The 23,159-nt window shown below is 72.0% G+C and carries 24 protein-coding genes; 19 read left to right on the forward strand and 5 right to left on the reverse strand.

The features are described from left to right. Positions 1–35 precede the first annotated feature (35 nt). Entirely contained in the window at positions 36–947 is a 912-nt protein-coding gene (locus FHS29_RS06560; RefSeq protein WP_184689234.1) for a 1,4-dihydroxy-2-naphthoyl-CoA synthase, read from the reverse strand. 161 nt (positions 948–1,108) lie between these two features. On the opposite strand from FHS29_RS06560, the gene menD reads away from it, so the two are divergent. Beyond that, a complete protein-coding gene (menD, locus tag FHS29_RS06565; protein WP_184689235.1) occupies positions 1,109–2,728 on the forward strand; it encodes a 2-succinyl-5-enolpyruvyl-6-hydroxy-3-cyclohexene-1-carboxylic-acid synthase in 1,620 nt (539 codons plus the stop codon). 57 nt (positions 2,729–2,785) lie between these two features. Beyond that, positions 2,786–4,279: a M1 family metallopeptidase gene (locus FHS29_RS06570; protein ID WP_184689237.1), complete on the forward strand. Its 1,494-nt coding sequence runs from the start codon at positions 2,786–2,788 to the stop codon at positions 4,277–4,279. Positions 4,280–4,432: 153 nt separating this feature from the next. On the opposite strand, the gene FHS29_RS06575 is transcribed toward FHS29_RS06570, so the two are convergent. The 3 genes from FHS29_RS06575 to FHS29_RS06585 are packed head-to-tail and all read right to left on the reverse strand — an operon-like array spanning position 4,433 to position 7,367. Then, a complete protein-coding gene (locus tag FHS29_RS06575) occupies positions 4,433–5,545 on the reverse strand; it encodes a CU044_5270 family protein (protein WP_184689239.1) in 1,113 nt (370 codons plus the stop codon). Next, entirely contained in the window at positions 5,545–6,093 is a 549-nt protein-coding gene (locus tag FHS29_RS06580) for an RNA polymerase sigma factor (RefSeq protein WP_312864791.1), read from the reverse strand. The genes FHS29_RS06575 and FHS29_RS06580 overlap by 1 nt, the downstream gene beginning before the upstream one ends. Positions 6,094–6,137: 44 nt before the next feature. After that, positions 6,138–7,367, reverse strand: a complete 1,230-nt coding sequence (locus FHS29_RS06585; protein WP_184689243.1) for an isochorismate synthase — start codon at positions 7,365–7,367, stop codon at positions 6,138–6,140. Between the two features lie 12 nt (positions 7,368–7,379). On the opposite strand from FHS29_RS06585, the gene FHS29_RS06590 reads away from it, so the two are divergent. Genes FHS29_RS06590 through FHS29_RS06620 form a run of 7 tightly spaced genes read left to right on the forward strand, consistent with a single transcriptional unit; the run spans position 7,380 to position 12,187 of the window. Then, complete coding sequence (locus FHS29_RS06590) at positions 7,380–7,865, forward strand: DUF3592 domain-containing protein (protein ID WP_184690014.1); 486 nt, start codon at positions 7,380–7,382, stop codon at positions 7,863–7,865. 41 nt (positions 7,866–7,906) lie between these two features. Further along, positions 7,907–8,851 carry a 1,2-phenylacetyl-CoA epoxidase subunit PaaA gene (paaA, locus tag FHS29_RS06595; protein ID WP_184689244.1) on the forward strand — a complete coding sequence of 315 codons (945 nt, stop codon included), beginning with the start codon at positions 7,907–7,909 and terminating at the stop codon, positions 8,849–8,851. After that, positions 8,848–9,132, forward strand: a complete 285-nt coding sequence (paaB, locus tag FHS29_RS06600) for a 1,2-phenylacetyl-CoA epoxidase subunit PaaB (RefSeq protein WP_184689246.1) — start codon at positions 8,848–8,850, stop codon at positions 9,130–9,132. Before paaA ends, paaB begins: the two co-directional genes overlap by 4 nt. Then, positions 9,129–10,010 (forward strand): 1,2-phenylacetyl-CoA epoxidase subunit PaaC, encoded by an 882-nt coding sequence (paaC, locus tag FHS29_RS06605; protein WP_184689248.1) that lies wholly within the window; start codon positions 9,129–9,131, stop codon positions 10,008–10,010. The genes paaB and paaC overlap by 4 nt, the downstream gene beginning before the upstream one ends. Beyond that, positions 10,004–10,495: a 1,2-phenylacetyl-CoA epoxidase subunit PaaD gene (gene paaD / locus FHS29_RS06610; protein ID WP_184689250.1), complete on the forward strand. Its 492-nt coding sequence runs from the start codon at positions 10,004–10,006 to the stop codon at positions 10,493–10,495. The genes paaC and paaD overlap by 7 nt, the downstream gene beginning before the upstream one ends. Further along, the gene (gene paaE, locus FHS29_RS06615; RefSeq protein ID WP_184689251.1) at positions 10,496–11,530 is read left to right on the forward strand and encodes a 1,2-phenylacetyl-CoA epoxidase subunit PaaE; all 1,035 of its coding nucleotides are present in this window, start codon (positions 10,496–10,498) and stop codon (positions 11,528–11,530) included. Positions 11,531–11,548: 18 nt separating this feature from the next. Next, on the forward strand, positions 11,549–12,187 hold the full coding sequence (locus FHS29_RS06620; protein ID WP_184689253.1) for a hypothetical protein: 639 nt from the start codon (positions 11,549–11,551) through the stop codon (positions 12,185–12,187). 47 nt (positions 12,188–12,234) lie between these two features. Here the strand turns inward: FHS29_RS06620 and FHS29_RS06625 are convergent, their stop codons facing one another. Further along, on the reverse strand, positions 12,235–13,059 hold the full coding sequence (locus tag FHS29_RS06625) for an inositol monophosphatase family protein (RefSeq protein ID WP_184689254.1): 825 nt from the start codon (positions 13,057–13,059) through the stop codon (positions 12,235–12,237). Between the two features lie 155 nt (positions 13,060–13,214). On the opposite strand from FHS29_RS06625, the gene FHS29_RS06630 reads away from it, so the two are divergent. The 10 genes from FHS29_RS06630 to nuoE all read left to right on the forward strand — a co-directional run bounded on the left by FHS29_RS06630 (position 13,215) and on the right by nuoE (position 23,151). Further along, positions 13,215–14,318 (forward strand): glycosyltransferase family 4 protein, encoded by a 1,104-nt coding sequence (locus FHS29_RS06630; RefSeq protein WP_312864792.1) that lies wholly within the window; start codon positions 13,215–13,217, stop codon positions 14,316–14,318. Further along, the gene (locus FHS29_RS06635) at positions 14,315–15,424 is read left to right on the forward strand and encodes a glycosyltransferase (protein ID WP_184689258.1); all 1,110 of its coding nucleotides are present in this window, start codon (positions 14,315–14,317) and stop codon (positions 15,422–15,424) included. The genes FHS29_RS06630 and FHS29_RS06635 overlap by 4 nt, the downstream gene beginning before the upstream one ends. A gap of 681 nt (positions 15,425–16,105) precedes the next feature. Further along, entirely contained in the window at positions 16,106–16,810 is a 705-nt protein-coding gene (locus tag FHS29_RS06640; RefSeq protein ID WP_184689260.1) for a demethylmenaquinone methyltransferase, read from the forward strand. After that, complete coding sequence (locus tag FHS29_RS06645) at positions 16,807–17,367, forward strand: NADPH-dependent F420 reductase (protein ID WP_184689261.1); 561 nt, start codon at positions 16,807–16,809, stop codon at positions 17,365–17,367. Before FHS29_RS06640 ends, FHS29_RS06645 begins: the two co-directional genes overlap by 4 nt. 142 nt (positions 17,368–17,509) lie before the next feature. Then, on the forward strand, positions 17,510–18,787 hold the full coding sequence (locus FHS29_RS06650) for a geranylgeranyl reductase family protein (protein WP_184689263.1): 1,278 nt from the start codon (positions 17,510–17,512) through the stop codon (positions 18,785–18,787). A 347-nt stretch (positions 18,788–19,134) separates the two neighbouring features. After that, the gene (locus FHS29_RS06655) at positions 19,135–19,500 is read left to right on the forward strand and encodes an NADH-quinone oxidoreductase subunit A (protein ID WP_033428518.1); all 366 of its coding nucleotides are present in this window, start codon (positions 19,135–19,137) and stop codon (positions 19,498–19,500) included. Positions 19,501–19,512: 12 nt separating this feature from the next. Beyond that, a complete protein-coding gene (locus tag FHS29_RS06660) occupies positions 19,513–20,061 on the forward strand; it encodes a NuoB/complex I 20 kDa subunit family protein (protein WP_184689265.1) in 549 nt (182 codons plus the stop codon). Positions 20,062–20,156: 95 nt separating this feature from the next. Further along, a complete protein-coding gene (locus tag FHS29_RS06665; RefSeq protein WP_246440070.1) occupies positions 20,157–20,855 on the forward strand; it encodes an NADH-quinone oxidoreductase subunit C in 699 nt (232 codons plus the stop codon). Beyond that, positions 20,852–22,354, forward strand: a complete 1,503-nt coding sequence (locus FHS29_RS06670) for an NADH-quinone oxidoreductase subunit D (RefSeq protein ID WP_184689268.1) — start codon at positions 20,852–20,854, stop codon at positions 22,352–22,354. The genes FHS29_RS06665 and FHS29_RS06670 overlap by 4 nt, the downstream gene beginning before the upstream one ends. Beyond that, positions 22,351–23,151 carry an NADH-quinone oxidoreductase subunit NuoE gene (nuoE, locus tag FHS29_RS06675; RefSeq protein WP_246440000.1) on the forward strand — a complete coding sequence of 267 codons (801 nt, stop codon included), beginning with the start codon at positions 22,351–22,353 and terminating at the stop codon, positions 23,149–23,151. Before FHS29_RS06670 ends, nuoE begins: the two co-directional genes overlap by 4 nt. The last annotated feature ends 8 nt before the right edge of the window (positions 23,152–23,159 follow it).

Below are 23,159 nucleotides of genomic sequence, written 5' to 3' on the forward strand. Positions count from 1 at the left end.
CGTGGCGGAGGGCTTCGAGGGTGGTCATGGCGCGCTCAGTAGTAGTACGGGTAGTCGGACCAGTCGGGGTCGCGTTTTTCCAGGAATGCGTCGCGGCCCTCCACGGCTTCGTCCGTCATGTAGGCGAGGCGGGTGGTTTCGCCGGCGAAGAGCTGCTGGCCCACCAAACCGTCGTCGATGAGGTTGAAGGCGTATTTCAGCATCCGCTGCGCAGTCGGGGATTTGCCGTTGATCTCCTTCGCCCACCGCAGGGCGGTGTTCTCCAGTTCGGCGTGCGGGACGACCGCGTTCACGGCGCCCATGCCGTGCATTTCCGCCGCGCTGTAGGTCCGGCCCAGGAAGAAGATCTCGCGGGCGAACTTCTGCCCCACCTGCCGGGCGAGGTAGGCCGAGCCGTACCCGCCGTCGAAGCTGCCGACGTCGGCGTCGGTCTGCTTGAACCTGGCGTGCTCCTCGCTGGCCAGCGTCAGGTCGCAGACCACGTGCAGGCTGTGGCCGCCGCCGGCCGCCCAGCCCGGCACCACCGCGACGACCACCTTCGGCATGAACCTGATCAGGCGTTGGCACTCCAGGATGTGCAGCCGGCCGGCCCGGGCCGGGTCGACGGTGTCCGCCGTCTCGCCGGACGCGTACTGGTAGCCGCTGCGGCCGCGGATGCGCTGGTCGCCGCCCGAGCAGAACGCCCAGCCGCCGTCCCGGGGCGACGGACCGTTGCCGGTCAGCAGGACGCAGCCCACGTCCGGGCTCATCCGGGCGTGGTCCAGCGCGCGGTACAGCTCGTCCACCGTGTGCGGGCGGAAGGCGTTGCGGACCTCTGGACGGTTGAACGCGATGCGCACCGTGCCCTGGTCCAGCGCGCGGTGGTACGTGATGTCGGTGAAGTCGAAGCCTTCGACCGGCTTCCAGCGGGTCGGGTCGAACAGCTCGGAGACGCCGTGATCTGCCACGCGGGGACAATATGCCCGCGCCCAAGCTGAGAGTGGTGCAGGCCGCCGGTGGGTCGGCGAGGCGTGTCCGTGCTGGATGACGGTCATCCGGCCGCCAGTCGAACACGCGTTCGACTCAGCAAGCGGAATCGGCTGTACCTCGACTGAGCGACAATGGGCTGGTGAACCCGTCCACCGCGCAGGCCAGGGTGCTCGTCGACGAACTCGTCCGCAACGACGTCCGCCACGTCGTGCTGAGCCCCGGATCGCGCAACGCCCCGCTGTCGTTCGCCTTGGCCGAGGCCGCGGCGGCCGGACGGCTCACCCTCCACGTCCGGATCGACGAGCGCAGCGCGGGTTTCCTCGCCCTCGGCCTGGCCAGGGGCAGCGGCGAGGTCACCGCCGTGACCTGCACGTCCGGTACCGCGGTGGCCAACCTGCACCCCGCGGTGCTGGAGGCCAGGCACGCCCGCGTCCCGCTCATCGCGCTCACCGCCGACCGCCCGGTCGAGCTCTACCGCACCGGCGCCAGCCAGACCGTCGACCAGCAGCGCGTCTTCGGCCTGGACACCCTCCAGTTCCCCATCGCCGAACGCCGCCGAGGCCAGAACGGCCTGTGGCGCTCGCTGGTCTGCCGAGCCGTCGCGACCGCCCGCGAACGGGGCCCGGTGCACGTCAACGTGCCGTTCCGGGAGCCCTTGGTGCCCAACGGCACAGAGTGGGTCGAGCCACTCGACGGCCGCCCGTTCGACATGCCCTGGACCCGGGTCGCGGCCCGGTCGACGACCTCGCTGCACCCCGCCGACCACCTCGGCCCCCGCACGCTGGTCGTCGTCGGCGACACCAGGGAGGACATCACCGACCTGGCCGAGCGCGCGGGCTGGCCGGTGATCGCCGAGCCCACCGCGCACGGCCTGCGCCACGGCACCCTCCTGCTCAACGCCGGCGACCTGCCCGACGAGCTGCGGCCGGACGCCGTGCTGGTGGTCGGCAGGCCCACGCTGTCGCGCGGCGTGATGAAGCTCATCGCCGCCACGGACGTGGTGCACGTGCTGTCCGACGAGTCGGAGTGGCCGGACCCCCAGTTCACCGCCACGCACGCCTCCACCGGCCTGGTGCTGGGCGAGCACGAGGTGGACGACGGCTGGCTGACCTCCTGGCAGCACGCCGACAAGGCCGCCGCCGACGTGGTGGACGAACTGCTGGCGCGCGAGCCCTGGCCGACCGGCCTGCACGTGGCGAGGGACCTGGTGGCCGCCCTGCCCGTGCACGCCAACCTGTTCCTGGGCTCCTCCAACCCGGTCCGCGACGTGGACCTGGTGGCCGCGCCCCGCCACGACGTCCGGGTGCACGCCAACCGGGGCGTCGCCGGCATCGACGGCAGCGTGTCCACGGCCGCCGGCATCGCGCTCACCGCCGGCCCGACGTTCGCCCTGATCGGCGACCTGACGTTCCTGCACGACACGAACGGCCTGCTGATCGGCCCGGACGAACCGCGCCCGGACCTGACCGTGGTGGTGCTCAACGACGACGGCGGCGGCATCTTCACCCTGCTGGAACAGGGCGCGCCGGAGCACGCGGACGCGTTCGAACGGGTCTTCGGCACCCCCCACGGCGTCGACCTGGCGCACCTGTGCGCGGCGCACCACGTGCCGCACGTGTCGGTCGGGAACGCGGACCAGCTGAGACGAGCGCTGGCCGCGCCGGACGGAATCCGGGTGGTGGAAATCCGGGCGGAACGCACCGGATTGCGCGGTCTGCACACCCGGCTGAAGGCCGCGGTGTCAACCGCATTCCAATAGCCAGGAACATACGTACGGGGGTACAGCGGTCCGTTCGGCGGAGCTAGCTTCGCCCCCATGTCCCTCAGAGCGAAGCTCACGCTAGGCACCGCCACCGCGGCTTCACTGCTGCTGCTCGCGGGCACCGCGTCCGCCGCCGAACCGGGCGCCCCCGGCATCGGAGACCCGTACTACCCGAATGCGGGCAACGGCGGTTACGAGGTTTCCCACTACGACATCAGGCTGAACTACCAGCCGTCGAACGACAACCTCTCCGGGACCACCACGATCCTGGCCAAGTCCACCCAGGACCTGACCCGGTTCAACCTGGACTTCGCGCTGAAGGCGAGTTCGGTCCGGGTGAACAACAAGGTCGCCCAGTTCACCCAGCAGGGCGGCGAGCTGGTCGTCGACCCGAAGGGCAACCTCCGCAAGGGCGCCGACCTGACCATCGTCGTGACCTACTCCGACGTCCCGTCCAGCCGGGAGGTCGACGGCTTCACCGGCTGGAAGCGCACCGCGGACGGCGCGCTGGCCATCGACGAGCCGGACATCGCGCCGTGGTGGTTCCCGAGCAACAACCACCCGACCGACAAGGCCACGTTCGACGTGTCCGTGGCGGTGCCGGACGGCGTCGAGGTGATCTCGAACGGCCTGTTCAACGGGACCGCCAAGCAGATCAACGGCTGGACCCGCTGGCGCTACCGGAGCACCCAGCCGCAGGCCACCTACCTGGCGTTCGTGGCGATCGGCCAGTTCGAGGTGCGGCAGTCCACCGCGCCCGACGGCCGGCCGGTGCTCAACGCGTACTCGCTGAACCTGGGCGCGGACGACAGCGCGGCGAAGGCCAGCATCGAGCGCACGCCGGAGGTGGTCGAGTTCCTGGAGCAGAGCTTCGGCCCGTACCCGTTCGAGGCGCAGGGCGGCGTGGTCGCGCCCGGCATCGGCTTCGCCCTGGAGAACCAGACGCGGTCGACCTACGACCCGGCGTTCTTCCGGCGCGGTGCGAACACCTACGTGGTGGCGCACGAGAACGGGCACCAGTGGTTCGGCGACTCGGTGTCGGTGCACCGCTGGCGCGACATCTGGCTGAACGAGGGCTTCGCCAGCTACGCGGAGTTCCTCTGGTCGGAGCACGTGGGCGAGGGCACCGCGCAGGAGAACGCCCAGTACACCTACGACCTGTACCCGGCGGACAGCCCGTTCTGGCAGGTCCTGCCCGGTGACCCCGGTGCGGCCAACCAGTTCCACGGCGCCGTGTACGACCGCGGCGCGCTGGCCGTCCACGCGCTGCGGGTCGCGGTGGGCGACGAGGACTTCTTCACCATCCTGAAGCGGTGGACGCAGGAGCAGAAGTACGGCGACGCGACCATCGAGGAGTTCGTCGCGCTGGCCGAGCAGGTTTCCGGGCAGCAGCTGGACGAGCTGTTCCGGACCTGGCTGTTCACCAAGGGCAAGCCGGCGGCGGCTCCCGGCGGGGCGACGTTCGCGACCAAGGTCGCGGTGGCGGAGCCGAAGTCGTTCAAGCAGATCCGCGCGACGCACGAGCTGCTCGCCGGGCACCAGCACTGAGTCCGGCACATCAGCACTGAAGCCCGGACATCAGCACTGAAGCCCGGATACCGGCACTGAGGTCCCGGGCGCCGGTACCGGAGTGCTCCGCAGTGTGAAAAGCCCGTGGCCGCGCCGTTTTCCGGGCGCGGCCACGGGTTCCCGGAAGCGGGATCAGCCGGTTTCGCCGATCCCGTTGACGACCTTGGTGGTGATGGAGCTGAACCCGGTCACGGTGCCGGGCGGGATCCACGCGCTGTGCGGCTGCGGGCCGGCCACGGTGCGCTCACCGATGAACTCGCCGGTCGCCGGGTCGACGATCAGGTCGCGGCGTTCGTGCACGTCCTCGATGCCGATCGCCACGCCGGTCCGGTCGTCCAGGGTGACCGCCGAGTCGTACACCGTGACGCCGTCGAGCAGCGCCAGCGCCCGGTACCAGGAGGCGCGCAGGTCGGCGGGCATCAGTCCGGCGCGGAGCATCTCCACGCCCCAGTGGAACATCGTGGCGGGCGCGGAGCCGCGCTTGGCCGTGGCGGTGCGCAGGTACTCCACGATGGCCTCGGGGTCGCGGGGCAGGGTCGTGTAGAACTCCGGGTTGTCCCAGTCGGTGGGGTCGCCGCAGACCTTCGGGGGCTGGGCGTCGGGGAAGAAGTTGCCGCACTTGCCGCGCCGTTCACCGGTGTCGGTGTCCGTCGCCTCCGGCTCGCGGGCCTCGGATCGGGGGACGTTGCCGCCGAGCCACTTCACGCCGGGCAGCCAGCTGCGCTTCTCCAGCCACTCCTGCGCCTGGTCCTGCGGGATCCACACCTCGCGGGCCGTCTCCTTCAGGAACGTGTAGCCCTTGGCGGTCTGGTCGGGTGCGTCCACGGACACGCCGTACTGCACGCCGCGCGAGAACCAGGCGTGCTCCGCGATGTAGCGGTACTGGCCGGGGGCGAGTTGCGGGTCGACGGCCTTGATCGCGTCGGCCGCGTTGTTCAGCATCTCCCGCGCGGACACCAGCTCCACCTTCGGCGCGGACGCGGAGACGCCCGGCAGGGCCTGCTGCGTGCCGGTGGTCGGCTGCTGCGGTGCCGGGTCCTGCCGGGTGACCACGACCCCGGCGACCAGGGCGGCTGCCGCGGCGGCGGCGACGGGCAGCAGCCACCGCCGGGAGCGGTGCGCGCGGCGCGGGGACTCCGCGGCCGCGGCGGCGGCCAGGACGCGGGCCCGGACGTCGTCCAGGGACGCGTCGGAGGTGCGGGCGGTGTGGTTGAGCCGGTCGAGCGCGTCGTCGAGTTCGCGCATCAGCGGTTCTCCTCGGTGAGCAGGGCTTGCAGCCTGGTGCGGACCCGGTGCAGCCGGGAGCGGACGGTACTGGCGGGCTCGCCGAGGGCCTCGGCGACCTCGGCCGGGGTGAGCCCGGCCCACGACGTGAGCAGCAGCGCGTCCCGGTCCTCGTCGCGCAGTTCGGTCAACGCCCGCGCGATCACCCGTGACGCCCGCTCGGCGTCGACCCGGTCGGCGACGAACGCGCCGTGGTCGGGTTCGGGGCGGCCGACGGCCCGCAGCCCGGCCCGGCGACCGCGCGCCTCCTTGCGCACGTGTTCGCGCACGAGGTTGGTCGCGATGCCGTACAGCCAGCCCTTGATCGGGGCCTGCTCCGGGTCGTAGCTGTGCCGCCGCCGCAGCGCCACCAGGAACGTGTCGGCGACCAGGTCGTCGGCGGCGGACTCGCCGACCCGACCGGCCAGGTACCCGCGCAGCTGCCGCGCGTGCGCGTCGAACAGCTCGGCGAACACGGCCGTGACGTCCGGGCCGCGCAGGTCCGGCGGTTTCTCCAGTGCTGTGGTCACACACCGGTTGGCCGCAGGACCCTCCGGCGTCCCGGTGACCTCCGTCACCTGCCTTCGAGGGCTTCGCGGAACGGCAGCATCTTGGCGTGCGCCTCCCGCACCTCGGAGTCCGGGTCCGACTCGGCTACCAGCCCGCAGCCCGCGAACAGCCGCGCCGTCCGGCCCTCGACCTGGGCGCAGCGCAGCGCGACACCGAGTTCGCCGTCGCCGTTGCCGTCGATCCAGCCCACCGGGCCGGCGTACCGGCCCCGGTCCATGCCCTCCAACTCCTCGATCACGGCCAGCGCGTCCGCGCGCGGGGTGCCGCCGACGGCGGCCGTGGGGTGCACGGCCGCGCCGAGGCGCAGCAGCGACGGCGAGCCGTGCAGGGTGCCGATCACGTCGCTGGACAGGTGCGACACGTTGGGCAGCCGCAGCACCGAGGGGCCGTCGACGGACATGGTGGTGCAGAACGGCCGCAGCGTCTCGGCCAGCGACCTCACCGCGTACTCGTGCTCCTCGCGGTTCTTGCCGGACGACAGCAGCGTCGCCGCCAGCTCGTCGTCGGACACGCCGTCGTGCGGCCACGTGGTGCCCGCCAGCACCCGCGAGTCGACCACCGGGCCGGACCGGCGCAGCAGCAGTTCGGGCGTCGCGCCGATCAGCCCGTCCACCGCGTACACCCAGCACTCGGGGTAGCGGCGGGCGAGGCCCGCCAGCAGGAAGCGGTGGTCGAGCGGCGCCTCGGCGACCGCCACCAGGTCGTGCGCGAGGACGACCTTGTCCAGTTCGCCGGCCCGCATCCGGGCCACCGCGGCCCGCACCGCCTCCCGGTACGCGGTCACCGGCAGCTGCCCGTCGGAGTACCGCACGGTCGACGGCCGGCGGACCGGCCGCACCTCGGGCGAGCCGCCGGTGCCGATCGTGGTGACCCACGCGTCTCCGTTGCGGACGCCCGCCACCACCTCGGGCACCACCAGCACCGAGCGGCCGGGCCGGTCGGCGAACGCCAGGGAGACGAACGCCACCGGTCCGCTGCCGGGCACGCCCAGCTCGTCGGCCACGTCCAGCCCCGCGGTGAACTCCCGCCACCACCGGTCGGCGGCGGCGAACCGGTCCGGCCCGGACACCTCGAACCGGGCCGCCTCGCCCCACCCGACCAGGCCTGATCCGTCCCGCACCCAGGCCAGTGCGCCGGTCGGCGCGGGCAGCCTGCCCAGCAGTCCGGTGTCCGCGACGCGCCTGGTGCGGACGCGCAGCCGGGGTCGGGTCCGGGAGGCGGGAGCTGTGGTCACGTGACCGAGGGTATGGAGTCGTCCCTGAGATCCGGTGCCTGGCCGGCCCTAGACTCCACGGTTGTGGTGGACAACGCAGTGCGCACCGGTGGTCGTCGGAAGGTCCGGCCGCTGGTCGTGCGGGCACTGCTGGTCTTCGGCGCGGTGGTGACGCTGATCGGCGTGATCCTGCTCGCCGCCTGCCTGCGCGACGACCTGGCGATCGAGAAGCGGCTGGGCAAGGCGACCGCCGAGGTGGTCTCGGTCTCGTTCCAGCGCACGGTGGTGCGGTTCGCGACGCCGGACGGCGCGGTGCACAGCCCGGCGCAGGGCGTGCTCTACCCGGACGGGCTGGAGCCGGGTCAGCTGGTGCGCATCGAGTACGACACCGCCGACCCCGAGGTGGCGCGGGTCGCCGAGCGCACCTGGACGCTGGCCGTGCTGCCGATCGCCACGTTCCTGCTCGCCCTGTGGGCGGTGCTGTTGCCGCTGGTCTGGTGGGTCCGCCGGCGCTTGTGACACTTGTTCCCTCGAACCGCCTCCAGGTGTAACATCGGTTCATGGACCTGGAGGCGGAGTTCGAGCGCACCGTGGCGGCGGAGCACCGCGTCGAGCCGCGCGACTGGATGCCCGACGGCTACCGCAAGACGCTGATCAGGCAGATCGCCCAGCACGCGCACTCGGAGATCATCGGCATGCAGCCGGAGGGCAACTGGATCAGCCGCGCGCCCTCGTTGCGCCGCAAGGCGATCCTGCTGGCCAAGGTCCAGGACGAGGCGGGCCACGGGCTCTACCTGTACGCCGCGACCGAGACGCTCGGCGCGGACCGTGGCGACCTCACCGAGTACCTGATCTCGGGCCGGCAGAAGTACTCGTCCATCTTCAACTACCCCACGCTGTCCTACGCCGACGTCGGCACCATCGGCTGGCTGGTGGACGGCGCGGCGATCTGCAACCAGGTGCCGCTGTGCCGCACCTCGTACGGCCCCTACGCGCGGGCCATGATCCGGATCTGCAAGGAAGAGTCGTTCCACCAGCGGCAGGGCTACGAGCTGCTGATGACCATGATGAGGGGCACCGACGCGCAGCGCGCCATGGTCCAGGAGTCGGTGGACCGGTTCTGGTGGCCGTCGCTGATGATGTTCGGCCCGCCGGACTCGGAGAGCGCCAACACCGAGCAGTCGATGGCCTGGCGGATCAAGCGCAACACCAACGACGAACTGCGGCAGAAGTTCGTCGACATGACCGTGCCGCAGGCCGAGAAGCTCGGCGTGACGCTGCCCGACCCGGCGCTGAAGTGGAACGAGGAGCGCGGGCACCACGACTTCGGCCAGCCCGACTGGGACGAGTTCTGGCAGGTCGTCAAGGGCAACGGACCGACGAACGCGCAGCGCGTCGCGCACCGCCGCAAGGCGCACGAGGACGGCGAGTGGGTGCGTGCCGCCGCCGCGGCGCACGCCGCGAAGCGTTCCGCGGACGCCCGGGCGATCGGACAGAGCGCATGAGTTCCTCCTGGCCGTTGTGGGAAGTGTTCGTGCGCGGCAAGCGCGGGCTCAACCACGTGCACGTCGGATCCCTGCACGCGCCGGACGCCGAGATGGCCGTGCGCAACGCGCGTGACGTCTACACGCGGCGCAACGAGGGCGTGTCGATCTGGGTCGTGCCCGCCTCGGCGATCACGGCGTCGTCCCCGGACGAGAAGGACCCGTTCTTCGCACCCAGCGGCGACAAGGTCTACCGGCACCCGACGTTCTACGACATCCCCGAGGACGTGCCGCACCTATGAGCTTCGACAACGCCTACGAGTCGCTGATCGACCACGAGGACACCCACTGGGCGTTCGGCACCGGGTTCTCCGAGGCGCTGCCCGGCGTCGACCGCGAAGTGCCGTCCACCGTGGACGCCCCGGACCTGTTCGCGTACTGCCTGATGTTGGGCGACGACGCCCTGGTGCTGTCCCAGCGGCTGGCGGAGTGGTGCTCCCGCGCGCCGGAGCTGGAAGAGGACGTCGCCCTCGCCAACATCGCGCTCGACCTGCTCGGGCAGGCCCGGCTGCTGCTCACCCGGGCCGGCGAGGTCGAAGGCGCCGGTCGGGACGAGGACGCCCTGGCGTACCTGCGGGACGAGCGCGAGTTCCGCAACGTGCACCTGGCGGAGATCGAGTGCGGGCCGCTCGCCGGCGGGGACTTCGCCACCACCATGGCGCGGCTGCTGGTGTTCTCGTCGTGGAAGATCGCGCAGTACTCCCGCTTGCGCACCTTCGACGACCCGGTGGTGGCCGCCGTCGCCGCCAAGGGGCTGAAGGAGCTGGCCTACCACCGCGACCACGCGGCGCAGTGGGTCGTGCGGCTCGGCGACGGGACGCCCGAGTCGCACGAGCGGATGCGGGCCGGGGTCCGGCGGGTGTGGCCTTACCTGGACGAACTGTTCACCGCCCACGCCGTCGAGCTGCGGCTGGGCGTCGACTCCGCGGCGTTCCGGGCCGAAGTGGACGGTGTGCTGGACGCGGTGTTCGCCGCCGCCCGGTTGGAGCGCCCGGAGCCCGTTCCGGCCGCCCGGGTCAACGGGCGGGCGGGACGCGACGGCGTGCACACCGAGGCCATGGGCTACCTGCTGGCGGAGATGCAGCACGTGCACCGGTCGCTGCCGGGTGCGACGTGGTGACCCCGCTGGACGTCGCCTCCCGGGTCCGCGACCCGGAACTGCCCGTGCTGACGCTGGCCGACCTCGGCGTGCTGCGGGACGTGGTCGTCCGGGACGGGCGGGTCGTGGTGACCATCACGCCCACCTACTCGGGGTGCCCGGCCGTCCAGGAGATGGGCGCCGACCTGCGGCGGACGCTGCGCGCGGCGGGCTATGAGGACGTGGAGGTGCGACTGTCGCTGTCGCCCGCCTGGACCACCGACTGGATCAGCGACGACGGGCGGCGCAAGCTCGCCGAAGCCGGGATCGCGCCGCCGTCCCGGATCGGACCGCTGGCCGCGGGGCCCGTGCCGCTGAACCTCGTCCCGCCGTCCCGACGGGTGGCCTGCCCCCGCTGCGGCTCGCTGCGGACCACCGAGCTGTCCCGGTTCGGGTCGACGGCGTGCAAGGCGCTGCGGCGGTGCGCGGACTGCGCCGAGCCCTTCGAGCACATCAAGGAGATCTAGATGGCGCGGCCGGTGTTCCACGAGCTGACCGTGGCCTCCGTCGACCGGCTGTGCGAGGACGCGGTCGCGGTGACCTTCGACGTGCCCGAGGCGTCGGCCGCCGACTTCTCGTTCCGCGCCGGGCAGTACCTGACGCTGCGGATCGGGGAAGAGCGGCGTTCGTACTCGATCTGCGCCCCGGTGGGGTCGCCGCCCCGGATCGGCGTGCGGCGGGTCGCCGGCGGGTTGTTCTCCGAGCACCTGGTGGACCGGTTGCAGCGCGGTGACGTGCTGGAAGTCCTGCCGCCGTCGGGCAGTTTCACGCCTTCCTCCGGCGCGCACCACGGTCTGGTCGTCGCGGGGTCCGGCATCACGCCTGCCCTGTCGATCGCCGCGACCGTGCTGGCGTCGGGGGCCCGGGTGACGCTCCTGTACGGCAACCGGCGCGCGGACACCGTGATGTTCGCCGAGGAGCTGGCGGACCTCAAGGACCGGTACCCGGCCCGGTTCCAGCTGGTGCACGTGCTGTCGCGTGAGCCGCGGGACGTGGAGCTGTTCAGCGGCCGGCTGGACGCGGCGAAACTCCGGGCGCTGTTCTCCACGGTCGTGCCGTTCCCGTCCGTCGACCAGTGGTGGCTGTGCGGGCCGTACGGGTTGGTGCGTGACGCGCAGGACGTGCTGTCCTCACTCGGCGTGGACCCCTCGGCGGTGCACCACGAACTCTTCTACGTGGACGAACCGCCACCCCCGCCCCGCCGTGCCGAGGAAGTCCTGGCGTCGGCGGCGGAGGGCACGGTGATCCTGGACGGCCGGACCACGACGGTCCCGCTGCCGCCCGACACGCCGATCCTCGACGCGGCCCAACGGGTGCGGTCCGACCTGCCGTTCGCCTGCAAGGGCGGGGTGTGCGGGACGTGCCGGGCGCGGGTCGTCGCGGGGTCGGTGGACATGCGGCGCAACTACGCCCTGGAGCCGCGCGAAGTGGCGGCCGGGTTCGTGCTGACCTGCCAGTCGGTGCCGCTGACCCCGGCCGTCACCGTCGACTACGACGCCTGATCTGGCACGATGCCGGACATGGGACGATCGGTGCTGACGGGTCTGCTCATCGGCACCCTGGCGATGGCGGCGCTCATCGTCGTGGTCTCGTCGGTCCCGCCGAGCAGCTGGTCCGAGTCCTTCGTGATCGACTTCTTCGCGGTCGGCTTCGTGTCCGTGCTCTTCGGCGGGGTGCCGGGAACCCTGGTCGGCCTGGTGGTGGGCGCGGTGAAGCAGCGGTCCCGCCGGACCGCCCTCCCGCACCAGCCGCCGCCTCGGCCGCTACCTCCGCCGCTGCCGCAACACGTGCCTCAACCCGGGCCGACCGACCGGTGGGCGGCGCTGGCCGGACGGGCGGAACTGTCGGTGCGGCGGGTGCACGCGGTGGTGGCCACCGTGCCGGCTTCGCCGGCGCGGACGTGGATGGAGCGGATCGCCGCGCAGTTCGAGGCCGAGCTGGCGAACGTGTGGCGGATCGCCGAACTGGGCCGGGCGCTGGGCGCGGACCAGAACCACCCGGTGTCCCAGCGGTTGCACGCGGTGGTCGGGGACTTCACGGCGTTCGAGAACGAGGTCGGGCGGGTGGCCCTGCAGATGTTCGACCAGCCGTCCCTGGACGCGGCACGCGTCCACCTGGAGCTCCTCGAACAGCAGCTGCCGCACCTGGGCGATCGTTAGGCCGAGGCCGGTGAGCCCCCGTCGCGGCTCCGTGGACCAGCGGCGGACTAGCGGACCATCGACGACTGCCACCACTCCAGGACTTGCTCCGCCACCTCCGGCATCGCCACCAGCAGCCCGTCCACCGGCAGCGGGTCGTCCTCGCCCCGGCGGTCCAGCACGGCCGCCCCCGACTCGACGGCCAGCGCGACCGCCCCGGCCACGTCCCACTCGTGGTAGCTGTGCAGCACGGCCGCCGACGCGTGACCCAGCGCCACCTGCGCCACGGCCAGCGCCTTCGAGCCCAGCACCCGCACCCCGCTGCCCGACACCGCCGCCCGCGAGATGAACTCGCCCATCCCCGGCCAAGGCCCGGTGCGCGTCATCTCCGTGCAGACGATCGAACTCGCCAACTGCCCGCCCAGCCTCACCGGCGTCCCGTTCGCCCGCATCCCGCGCCCCCGCGCCGCCGCGTAGATCTGCGCCCGGTACGGATCCGCCACGACCCCGACCACCGGCCCCCACCGGTCGACCAGGGCCAGGCTGTAGGCGCACCACGGCACCCCCGCCACGTAGTTCGCCGTCCCGTCCACCGGGTCCACCACCCAGCGGAACTCCGCGTCCGACGCCACGTCCGCGTCGGTGTCCTCGCAGAACACCGGGATGTCCGGGAACTCCGCGGTCAGCACCCGCCGGGTGTGCCGCTCCAGGGTCCGGTCGGTGTCGGTCACCCAGTCGAACGGCGACGTGTCGTCGTCCGGCCTGGCCCCGCGCCCCGCCGTCGCCATGATGACGTCCGACGCGTCGTTGGCGAGGCGGCCCGCTATCTCCAGCGCGATCGACACCAGCCCGGGATCGACGGGCTGAGCGGGCCGGGACGACAAGACGGTCATGCCGCACTAGTGTCACCGCCCCCGGTGACCGCGACACGTCCACCAGGTGAAGCGATGACGATCTCCGGGTCAACGTCAACCGCGACGCGAGGAGTTCGACCTTCGTTCCCCGATCCGTCACGCCCCCGTGTCCTCGGCCGCCCAAGGTGATCGGCGTGCGCGTAGCGATCGTCACCGAGAGCTTCCTGCCCCAGGTCAACGGGGTGACCAACACCGTCCTGCGGGTGCTGGAACACCTGCGCGCCCACGGCCACCAAGCCCTCGTCATCGCCCCCGGCGCGGGCGCCGACCAGCACCGCGGCACGCCCGTGGTGCGCGTCCCCGCGGTGGACCTGCCGCGGTTCAGCTCCCTGCCCGTCGGCGTGCCGACCCGCCGGGTGCTCACCGCCCTCGCCGACTTCCGACCCGACGTCGTGCACCTCGCCAGCCCGTTCGTGCTGGGCGCCAGAGGCCTGTCGGCGGCACGCCGGCTCGGCCTGCCCACGGTCGCCGTCTACCAGACCGACGTCGCCGGCTTCGCCGGCCACTACGGCCTCGGCCTGACCGCGCGCGCCGCGTGGCGCTGGACCCGCCGGCTGCACGCCCAGGCCGACCGCACGCTCGCCCCGTCGACCTGGGCGGTGGAGGCGTTGCGCGAACACGGCGTTCCGCGCGTGCACCGCTGGGGCAGAGGCGTGGACGTGGACCTCTTCGCGCCGCACCGACGCGACGACGCGCTGCGCCGCTCGCTCGCCCCGGACGGCTCGCTGCTCGTCGGGTACGTGGGCCGGCTGTCGCCGGAGAAGCGCGTCGACCGGCTGCGGGTGCTCCACGACGTGCCCGGCGTCCGCCTGGTGGTGGTCGGCGAGGGGCCGGAGGAGGCGTCCCTGCGGCGGGACCTGCCGGACGCGGCGTTCCTCGGGTTCCGGGGAGGGGTGGACCTGGCGGCGGCTTACGCGTCGCTCGACGTGTTCGTGCACACCGGCCCGCACGAGACGTTCTGCCAGGCCGTGCAGGAGGCGATGGCCGGCGGCGTGCCCGTGGTCGCGCCCGACGCCGGCGGCCCCCGCGACCTCGTGCGACCCGACACCGGCTACCTGTTCACGACCGACGACGAACTGCGCGACGCGGTGCTCGAACTGCGCGACCCGCTGCGCCGCAAGCGCCTCGGCAACGCCGCCCGGCGGTGGGTGCGCGGCCGCACGTGGTCGGCGGTGTGCGACGAGCTGCTCGGCCACTACGCCGCCGTCCTGGGCGTACCGGAGCGACGCGCTGCATGAGGATCGTTCAGCTGGCGAACTTCTACGGCCCGCGCTCCGGCGGCCTGCGCACCGCGCTGCACCACCTGGGCGCCGGGTACGCGACGGCAGGCCACCACGTGACCCTCGTCGTGCCCGGCCCGGCCCACGCCGACGAACGCCTCGGCCCCGACGTCCGCCGCATCACCCTGCCCGCGCCTCGCATCCCGGGCACCGGCGGCTACCGGGCCGTCGACCCGTGGCGCGTCCGCGCCCTGCTGGCACACCTGCGCCCCGACCGCCTGGAGGTCTCCGACCGCCTGACGTTGCGCGGCATGGGGCACTGGGCGTCGGCGCGGGCGGTGCCGAGCGTGGTGATCTCGCACGAGCGGCTGGATCGCCTGCTGGAGCAGTTCCTGCTGCCGCCGGCGCTGGCCAGGCGGGGTGCCGACCTGGCGAACGCGAGGATGGCGGCGTCCTACGACACCGTCGTGTGCACCACCGACTTCGCCCGCCGGGAGTTCGACCGGATAGGCGCCCGCAACGTGGCGCGCGTGCCCCTGGGCGTGGACCTCAGGACCTTCACGCCCACTCGTCACGACCGGTCGCTGAAGGCGGAGCTGGCCCAGGGCGCCGACGCCCTCCTGGTCCACTGCGGCCGGCTGTCGGCGGAGAAGCACGTGGAGCGCAGCGTCGACACAGCCGCCGAACTCCACGCCGCCGGGCACCGGGTGCGCCTGGTCGTCGCCGGCGACGGGCCGCGCCGCGAGGCCCTCGAACGTCGTGCCGCCGGCCTGCCGGTGACGTTCCTCGGCTTCGTCGGCCGCCGGACCGACGTCGCCGACCTCCTGGCGACCTCCGACGTCTCACTGGCCCCCGGCCCCCACGAGACCTTCGGGCTGGCCGCCCTCGAAGCCCTGGCCTCCGGCACCCCGGTCGTGGTGTCCGCGTCGTCGGCGCTGCGCGAGATCGTCCGGCCCGGGTGCGGGGCGGCCGTCGCGGACCACGCACCGGCTTTCGCGGGCGCGGTCAACGCCCTGCTGGACGACCCCGAACCCGCCCGACGGTCGGCTGCTCGTGCCCGTGCGGAGGACTACCCGTGGCAGGCGGCGGTGGATGGGATGCTCGCGGCCCTGCGCCTGTCTTGAGGTCGGGATGCTCGCGATCCTGTGCGTGTCTTGAGGTCCGGATGCTCGCGGCCTTGCACGTGTCCTGGGGCCGGGATGCTCGCGGCCTTGCACGTGTCCTGGGGCCGGGATGCTCGCGATCTTGTGCGCGTCCTGAGGCTGGGATGCTCGCGGCCTTGCGCGCGTCTTGGGTCTTGGGCTTGCGCCCCTGCCGCTGGTCGGGCGAGCGTCGCTCCTGGGCTCCTGGGCTCCTGGGCTCCTGGGCTCTCGGGCCGCGAGCGCGGCTCGACGCTGTGGGCTCGGGCTGATGCTGTGCACCCAGGCTCAGGCTCGACGCGGTGGGCTGGCTGACGCTGCGCCTGGGCTCAGGCTCGACGCGCTCGGGCTGGGCTTGACGGCGGCCAGGCTGGGCTCGGTGGCGGTGGGGCTGGGGTGGCTGGATGAGGGCAGCGTTGAGCCTGGTGTCGCCTTTGCCTGGTGCCTCGTGCCTCCCGCCGTGCCGCCTCCTCTTCTTTACGGCAACGAAACCGCGCCCCGAAAAGTGCCTGGATCCCGGCCGATTCGCGATATCGGGTGAAAGCTCGGCCCGGTGACAACCAAACGACCCTCTCAAGTACAGAAAGGGCCGGCATCACCGCAGGTCACAGCAGGTGAGCGGTGGACGGGATGCCGGGGTTCGGGGGAGTCACCTACTCTTTCCCCATGTCGCGTGCAGGTCTGGACAAGAACCCCCGCGAGGTTGCCGAGATGTTCGACGGCGTGGCCAAGGGCTACGACCGGACGAACTCGGTCATGACCTTGGGGTTCGACCGGCGCTGGCGGGAGTGGAGTCGGCGGGTGCTGGACGCCCGTGCCGGTGAGCGGGTGCTCGACCTGGCCGCCGGGACCGCTGTGTCGACCGTCGAGTACGCCTCGTCCGGGGCCTGGTGCGTGGCGGCCGACTTCTCGCTCGGCATGCTGCTGGGAGGGGCCCACCGGCCGGTGCCGAAGGTGGCGGCGGACGCCCTGCACCTGCCGTTCGCGGACGGGGTGTTCGACGCCGTCACGGTCTCCTTCGGGATCCGCAACTTCAGCGACACCGAGGCCGCCCTGCGCGAGATGGCCCGCGTCGTGCGACCCGGCGGCCGGCTGGTGGTCTGCGAGGTCTCGACGCCCACGTTCCGGCCGTTCCGGTTCGTCTACCTGCGTTACCTGCTCCGGATCCTGCCGTTCATCGGGCGCTTCGTCTCGTCCAACCCGGACGCCTACCACTACCTCGCCGAGTCCATGCGCACGTGGCCCGACCAGCGCGCGCTCGGCGAGATCATCGCCAAGGCCGGGTGGGACGACGTCGCCTGGCTCAACCTGACCGGCGGCGTCGTCGCGCTCCACCGGGCGACCAAGCCCGGAGCCGGGGAGTCGGTGTGAAGGTCGGGATCATCGGCGCGGGCGCCATCGGGGCGGCGGTCGCCACCAAGCTCGCCCGCGCCGGCCACGACGTGCTGATCAGCAACAGCCGTGGGCCGAAGACCCTGCCACGACTGGAGAACGTCACGCCGGGCACGGTGGCCGAGGCGGTCGGACGCGAGATCACCGTCCTCGCCGTCCCGTGGGTCGCCCTGGACAGCGCCACGGAGGGCCACGACTGGACCGGCAAGGTCGTCGTCGACGCCACCAACCCGATCCTGCCCGGTTTCGTGTTCGCCGAGCTGGACGGCCGGCCGTCGAGCGGTATCGTCGCCGGGAAGGTGCCGGGTGCCTGGCTGGTCAAGGGGTTCAACACGCTGAGCCCCGAACGCCTGCTCGCCGAGGGTCGTACGGTGATCTTCCTGTCCGGTGACCACCCCGAGGCCACGGCCAAGGTCGCCGAGCTGGTCGAGAGCTCGGGCTGGGCGGCGGTCGACCTGGGGCCGCTGGCCGAGGGCGGGCGCCTGCAGCAGTTCCCCGGCGGGCCGCTGCCGGGGCTGAGCCTGGTCCGGCAGTAGCCCGCGGTCCGCGACCCCGAACCACGCGGTAGCCCCGGTCCGCGACCCCGACCACGCGGCGACCACGCCGACGCGCGAGGCTCTCAGCACTCCGCAAGTAGACTCGGGCTCGACTTTGTGAATCCATGCACAAGGAGTGGGGATGACGACTCCCAGCCGCCGCAAGGCAGGCGAGGACGCCGAGGTGATCGTGGTCGGTGCGGGCCCGGCGGGCTCGACCGCGGCGGCCTACCTGGCACGCGCGGGCCTTGACGTGTTGCTGTTGGAGAAGTCCAGGTTCCCCCGCGAGAAGGTGTGCGGCGACGGGCTGACGCCGCGTGGCGTGAAGCAGCTCGTCGACCTCGGCATCGACACCCGCGAGGAAGCGGGCTGGCTGCACAACCGGGGCCTGCGGGTCGTCGGTGGCGGCGTCACGCTCGAACTGGACTGGCCGGACCTGGCGACGTTCCCGCCCTACGGCGTGGTCCGGCCCCGGCAGGACTTCGACGAGATGCTCGCCCGGACCGCGCAGCAGGCGGGCGCCCGCCTCTACGAGCAGACCACCGTCACCGGCGCGGTCACCGAGAACGGCCGGGTCGTCGGCGTCACCGCCAAGACCGGTCCGGACAAGCAGCCGGTCACCTACCGCGCCCCGATCGTGCTGGGCTGCGACGGTGTCAGCGCCCGGCTCGCGCTCAGCGTCGGCATCCAGAAGGACGACGCCAAGCCGATGGGCGTCGCGGTCCGCCGCTACTACGCCAGCCCCCGCACCAAGGACGACTACCTGGAGTCCCACCTGGAGCTGTGGGACCGCGCCAACGACGTCCTGCTGCCCGGCTACGGCTGGATCTTCGGCATGGGCGACGGCACGGTGAACGTGGGCCTCGGCATCCTGAGCACCTCCAAGGCCTACGGGACCACGGACTACCGGGCCCTGCTCAAGTCGTGGCTCGACGGCACGCCCGAGGAGTGGGGTTTCCGCGAGGAGAACGCCACCGGGAAGATCGGCGGCGCCGCGCTGCCCATGGGCCTGAACCGCAAGCCGCACTACCGCGACGGGCTGCTGCTGGTCGGCGACGCGGGCGGGATGGTGAACCCGTTCAACGGCGAGGGCATCGGCTACGCCATGGAGTCGGCCCGGATCGCGGCGGAGAGCGTGGTCCAGGCGCTCGCCCGGACCGGTGTCAGCCGGGAACGCGCGCTGCACGGTTACCCGGTGCGCATCGAGCAGGCGCTGGGCAGCTACTACCGGCTGGGCAACGTCTTCAGCCGGCTGATCGGCCACCCGACCATCATGCGCACCGCGACGAAGTACGGTCTACCTCGGAAAACGCTGATGAAACTGGTCCTGAAGCTGCTCGCCGGCCTCTACGACCCGAAGGACGGCGACTCGTTCGACCGCATCATCACCACGGCCACGAAACTCGCCCCAACGGCCTAATCGGGCCTCGGCATCTGACGCAGCGTCGACATACGTGTCGGCGCTGTTTCGTTTTGGGTGTGTCCCCGTTCACGCAGGCACCCCGAAGCTGTCGATCCGCACGGTGTAAGACCAGGTCAGGACCTGTGCAGGGGGTGCCCGTCACGCCTCTGTGTGACGTTCTACACTGGCCCTCAGGTCTTGTGAATCAGTTCACAACCGGCTGTGATGCCTTGTGAAGTGTTTCACAAGCGGCCTGCGGAACGTTAGGCACGCCTAACTTCCGGGGGACGCAAGAACACCCCTTAGGGTGCGCAACGGTCGGCGGTGCACCACCACCGCGACACGCGAGGAAAGGACGACGGAGAGTGCTGGACCCTTACCTCCCCCTCGTATTGATGTTCGCCCTCGCCGCGGCCTTCGCGCTGTTCTCCGTGACGGCCGCGCCGTACATCGGGCCCCGCCGCTACAACCGCGCGAAGCTCGACGCCTACGAGTGCGGCATCGAGCCGTCACCGCAGCCCGTGGTGGGTGGTGGCCGGATGCCGGTCGCCTACTACCTCACGGCGATGCTGTTCATCCTGTTCGACATCGAAATGGTGTTCCTCTACCCCTTCGCGGTCTCCGCGGACCGGCTCGGGCTGTTCGGCCTGGTGGAGATCGCACTGTTCGTCGCGACGGTCGGCTTCGCGTACGCCTACGTGTGGCGGCGCGGCGGCCTCGACTGGAACTGAGGGGGAAGACCCGTGGGTCTCGAAGAGAAGCTCCCGAACGGCATCCTGCTCGCCAGCGTGGAGAAGCTGGTCAACTGGACCCGCAAGTCCTCGCTCTGGCCGGCCACGTTCGGGCTCGCCTGCTGCGCCATCGAGATGATGACCACCGGCGGTCCGCGCTACGACCTCGCGCGGTTCGGCATGGAGGTCTTCCGCGCGTCTCCGCGCCAGGCCGACCTGATGATCGTCGCGGGCCGGGTGACCAACAAGATGGCCCCGGTGCTGCGCCAGATCTACGACCAGATGCCCGAACCGCGCTGGGTGCTGGCGATGGGCGTGTGCGCCTCCAGCGGCGGCATGTTCAACAACTACGCGGTGGTGCAGGGCGTGGACCACGTCGTGCCGGTCGACATGTACCTGCCGGGCTGCCCGCCGCGGCCGGAGATGCTGATCGACGCGATCCTCAAGATCCACGCCAAGATCATGGACGAGCCGCTGGGTGCGAACCGGGCAGCGCTGCTGGCCGAGTCCGGCCGCACCACCGACCTGATCCCGTCCTCCCAGCGGTTTGCGAAGAAGTGAGCGGCATGGCTGACGACAAGCGCGAGGTCGAGAAGACCCCCGGCGCGGACAACCCCGGCACGGACGCCACGTCCGAGGCGCTCAGCTCGGCGAGCATGAGCGAAGCCGAGCGCGAGGAGTACGAGGAGCGCGGCGGGGTCGTCGCGGGCAAGGCCCGGCGGGGCATGTTCGGCATCTCCGGCTCCGGCGACACCTCCGGGTTCGGCGGCCTGCGGCTGCCCGCCCACGTGGCCGCGCCCAGCGAGCGCCCGTACGGCGGCTGGTTCGACGAGGTCGCCGACGAGCTGCTGGCCGCGATGCACGAGAAGGGCCTGCCCGCCGACACGGTGCAGCAGATCACCGTGGACCGCGGCGAGATCACGTTCTTCCTGCGCCGGGAGAACCTGGTGGAGGTGGCCCGGATCCTGCGCGACGACCCGGCGCTGCGCTTCGAGCTGTGCAGCTCGGTGTCCGGGGTGGACTACGGGGTGGACGCGCCGCAGCGGCTGCACTCGGTCTACCACCTGACGTCGATGACCTACCGCAGGCGCATCCGGCTGGAGGTGGCGGTCGACGTGGCCGACCCGCACATCCCCAGCGTGGTCGCGGTCTACCCGACCGCGGACTGGCAGGAGCGCGAGGCCTGGGACATGTTCGGGATCGTCTACGACGGACACCCCGGCCTGACCCGGATCCTCATGCCGGACGACTGGGACGGCCACCCGCAGCGCAAGGACTACCCGCTCGGCGGCATCCCGGTGGAGTACAAGGGCGCGGAGATCCCCCCGCCAGACCAGAGGCGGTCCTACTCATGACCGAACGGCATCCCGAAGACCTGCTCGCGGGGTCGAGCAGGCTCTCCGACGTGACCACCGGCACCGACACCAGTGACGCCGGCCGCGACAGCGACTCGTACGGCGCCAACCGGCAGGCCGACCAGCAGGCCGACGCCGACCAGCGCGGCGGTCAGCAGGCCGAACAGCACGGTCAGCACGGTCAGCAGGCCGATCCGTACGCCGCCTCGTCCCGGCAGACCACCGAGGGCACCGTCTACACGGTGACCGGCGGCGACTGGGACGAGGTGCTGGCCGAGGCGGCGGGCGACGAGCGCATCGTCATGAACCTGGGGCCGCAGCACCCGTCCACGCACGGCGTGCTGCGCCTGGTGCTGGAGCTGGAGGGCGAGACCGTCACCCAGGCCCGCAGCGTCATCGGCTACCTGCACACCGGCATCGAGAAGAACGTCGAGTACCGCAACTGGACCCAGGGCGTCACGTTCGTGACGCGGATGGACTACCTGGCCCCGCTGCACAACGAGGCCGCGTACTGCCTGGCCGTGGAGAAGCTGCTCGGCGTCACCGTCCCGGAGCGCGCGCAGACCGTCCGGGTGCTGCTCATGGAGCTCAACCGGATCAGCTCGCACCTGGTGGCGCTGGCCACCGGCGGCATGGAGCTGGGCGCGCTGACCGGCATGACGGCGGGCTTCCGCGAGCGCGAGGAAGTCCTGCACCTGCTGGAGTTCCTGACCGGCCTGCGGATGAACCACGCCTTCATCCGCCCCGGCGGCCTGGCGCAGGACCTCCCGGTCGACGCGCCGCAGCGCATCCGGGACTTCATCAAGGTGATGGACTCCCGGCTGCCGGACTACGACAAGCTGCTCACCGGCCAGCCGATCTGGCGCAACCGGTTGCAGGGCGTCGGGTACCTGCCGGTGGACGCGTGCCTGGCGCTGGGCATCACCGGCCCGATCCTGCGGTCCGCCGGCCTGCCGTGGGACCTGCGCAAGATCGAGCCCTACTCGGGCTACCAGGACTACGCGTTCGACGTGCCGACCTCCAACGAGGCCGACTCGTTCGCCCGCTACCGCCTGCGGGTGGCGGAGATCCACGAGTCGCTCAAGATCGTCCGGCAGGCGGTGGACCGGCTGGAGCCGGGCCCGGTCATGGTGGAGGACGCCAAGATCGCGTGGCCCGCGCAGCTGACCATCGGCGCGGACGGCATGGGCAACTCGCTGGAGCACGTCCGCAAGATCATGGGCCAGTCCATGGAGTCCCTGATTCACCACTTCAAGCTGGTGACCGAGGGCTTCCAGGTGCCGGCCGGCCAGGTGTACGTGCCGATCGAGTCGCCGCGCGGCGAGTTGGGCTACCACGTGGTGTCCGACGGCGGCACCCGGCCGATGCGCGTGCACGTGCGCGAACCCAGCTTCGTGAACCTCCAGTCGATGCCCGCGATGTGCGAGGGCGGCATGGTCGCCGACGTCATCGCGTCGGTGGCCTCTATCGACCCGGTGATGGGTGGTTGTGACCGATGAGCACTCCCGAAGACGTCATCGCGGCGTCGCCGCTGGACCCGGCGTCGACGCGGCAGCTGGCCGAGGAGACGCCGGCGGACACCGGCGTGTTCGGCCAGGACACGGTGGACCGGGCGCGGGCGATCATCGCCCGCTACCCGCAGTCCCGGTCGGCGCTGCTGCCCATGCTGCACCTGGTGCAGTCGGTGGAGGGGTACGTCAGCCAGCAGGGCATCGCGTTCTGCGCGGGCCAGCTGGACCTGTCCCTGGCCGAGGTCAGCGCGGTCGCGACCTTCTACACCATGTACAAGCGCCGCCCGTGCGGCGAGCACCTGGTCAGCGTCTGCACCAACACGCTGTGCGCCGCGCTCGGCGGTGACGCCATCTACGCGAAGCTGCGCGAGCACCTGGGCACCGACGGCAAGCCGCTGGGCCACGAGCAGACCTCGGGCCAGCCAGGCGCGCCGGGCTCGATCACGCTGGAGCACGCCGAGTGCCTGGCCGCCTGCGACCTGGGGCCGGTGCTCCAGGTGAACTACGAGTTCTACGACAACCAGACCCCGGACACGGCGCTGGAGCTGGTGAAGTCGTTGCAGGCCGGGGAGAAGCCGCACCCGACGCGGGGTGCGCCGCTGACCGACTTCCGGCAGGCAGAGCTCCAGCTGGCGGGCTTCTTCGAGGGCCGGGAGGCGGACCTGGACGGCCCGTCGGCGGCGCCGGAGACGGTGCGCGGCGCGGCCGTCGCGGCGGACCGCGGCTGGACCGCGCCGGCGATGCCGGACAACGCGGAGTTCCCTGCCCTGCCGGAAAAGAAGTAGGGGGAGGC

The organism is Saccharothrix tamanrassetensis (genome assembly GCF_014203665.1).
GTDB lineage: Bacteria > Actinomycetota > Actinomycetes > Mycobacteriales > Pseudonocardiaceae > Actinosynnema > Actinosynnema tamanrassetense.

Bases quoted from the DNA above. Each gene is read 5' to 3' on its own strand.
- FHS29_RS06590 (WP_184690014.1), top strand. From the start codon at position 7,380: ATGGAGTCGTCCCTGAGATCCGGTGCCTGGCCGGCCCTAGACTCCACG.
- FHS29_RS06620 (WP_184689253.1), top strand. From the start codon at position 11,549: ATGGGACGATCGGTGCTGACGGGTCTGCTCATCGGCACCCTGGCGATG.
- FHS29_RS06635 (WP_184689258.1), top strand. From the start codon at position 14,315: ATGAGGATCGTTCAGCTGGCGAACTTCTACGGCCCGCGCTCCGGCGGC.
- paaA (WP_184689244.1), top strand. From the start codon at position 7,907: ATGGACCTGGAGGCGGAGTTCGAGCGCACCGTGGCGGCGGAGCACCGC.
- nuoE (WP_246440000.1), top strand. From the start codon at position 22,351: ATGAGCACTCCCGAAGACGTCATCGCGGCGTCGCCGCTGGACCCGGCG.
- paaB (WP_184689246.1), top strand. From the start codon at position 8,848: ATGAGTTCCTCCTGGCCGTTGTGGGAAGTGTTCGTGCGCGGCAAGCGC.
- FHS29_RS06670 (WP_184689268.1), top strand. From the start codon at position 20,852: ATGACCGAACGGCATCCCGAAGACCTGCTCGCGGGGTCGAGCAGGCTC.
- FHS29_RS06640 (WP_184689260.1), top strand. From the start codon at position 16,106: ATGTCGCGTGCAGGTCTGGACAAGAACCCCCGCGAGGTTGCCGAGATG.
- paaE (WP_184689251.1), top strand. From the start codon at position 10,496: ATGGCGCGGCCGGTGTTCCACGAGCTGACCGTGGCCTCCGTCGACCGG.
- paaC (WP_184689248.1), top strand. From the start codon at position 9,129: ATGAGCTTCGACAACGCCTACGAGTCGCTGATCGACCACGAGGACACC.
- FHS29_RS06665 (WP_246440070.1), top strand. From the start codon at position 20,157: ATGAGCGAAGCCGAGCGCGAGGAGTACGAGGAGCGCGGCGGGGTCGTC.
- FHS29_RS06570 (WP_184689237.1), top strand. From the start codon at position 2,786: ATGTCCCTCAGAGCGAAGCTCACGCTAGGCACCGCCACCGCGGCTTCA.
- FHS29_RS06575 (WP_184689239.1), bottom strand. From the start codon at position 5,545: ATGCGCGAACTCGACGACGCGCTCGACCGGCTCAACCACACCGCCCGC.
- FHS29_RS06625 (WP_184689254.1), bottom strand. From the start codon at position 13,059: ATGACCGTCTTGTCGTCCCGGCCCGCTCAGCCCGTCGATCCCGGGCTG.
- FHS29_RS06650 (WP_184689263.1), top strand. From the start codon at position 17,510: ATGACGACTCCCAGCCGCCGCAAGGCAGGCGAGGACGCCGAGGTGATC.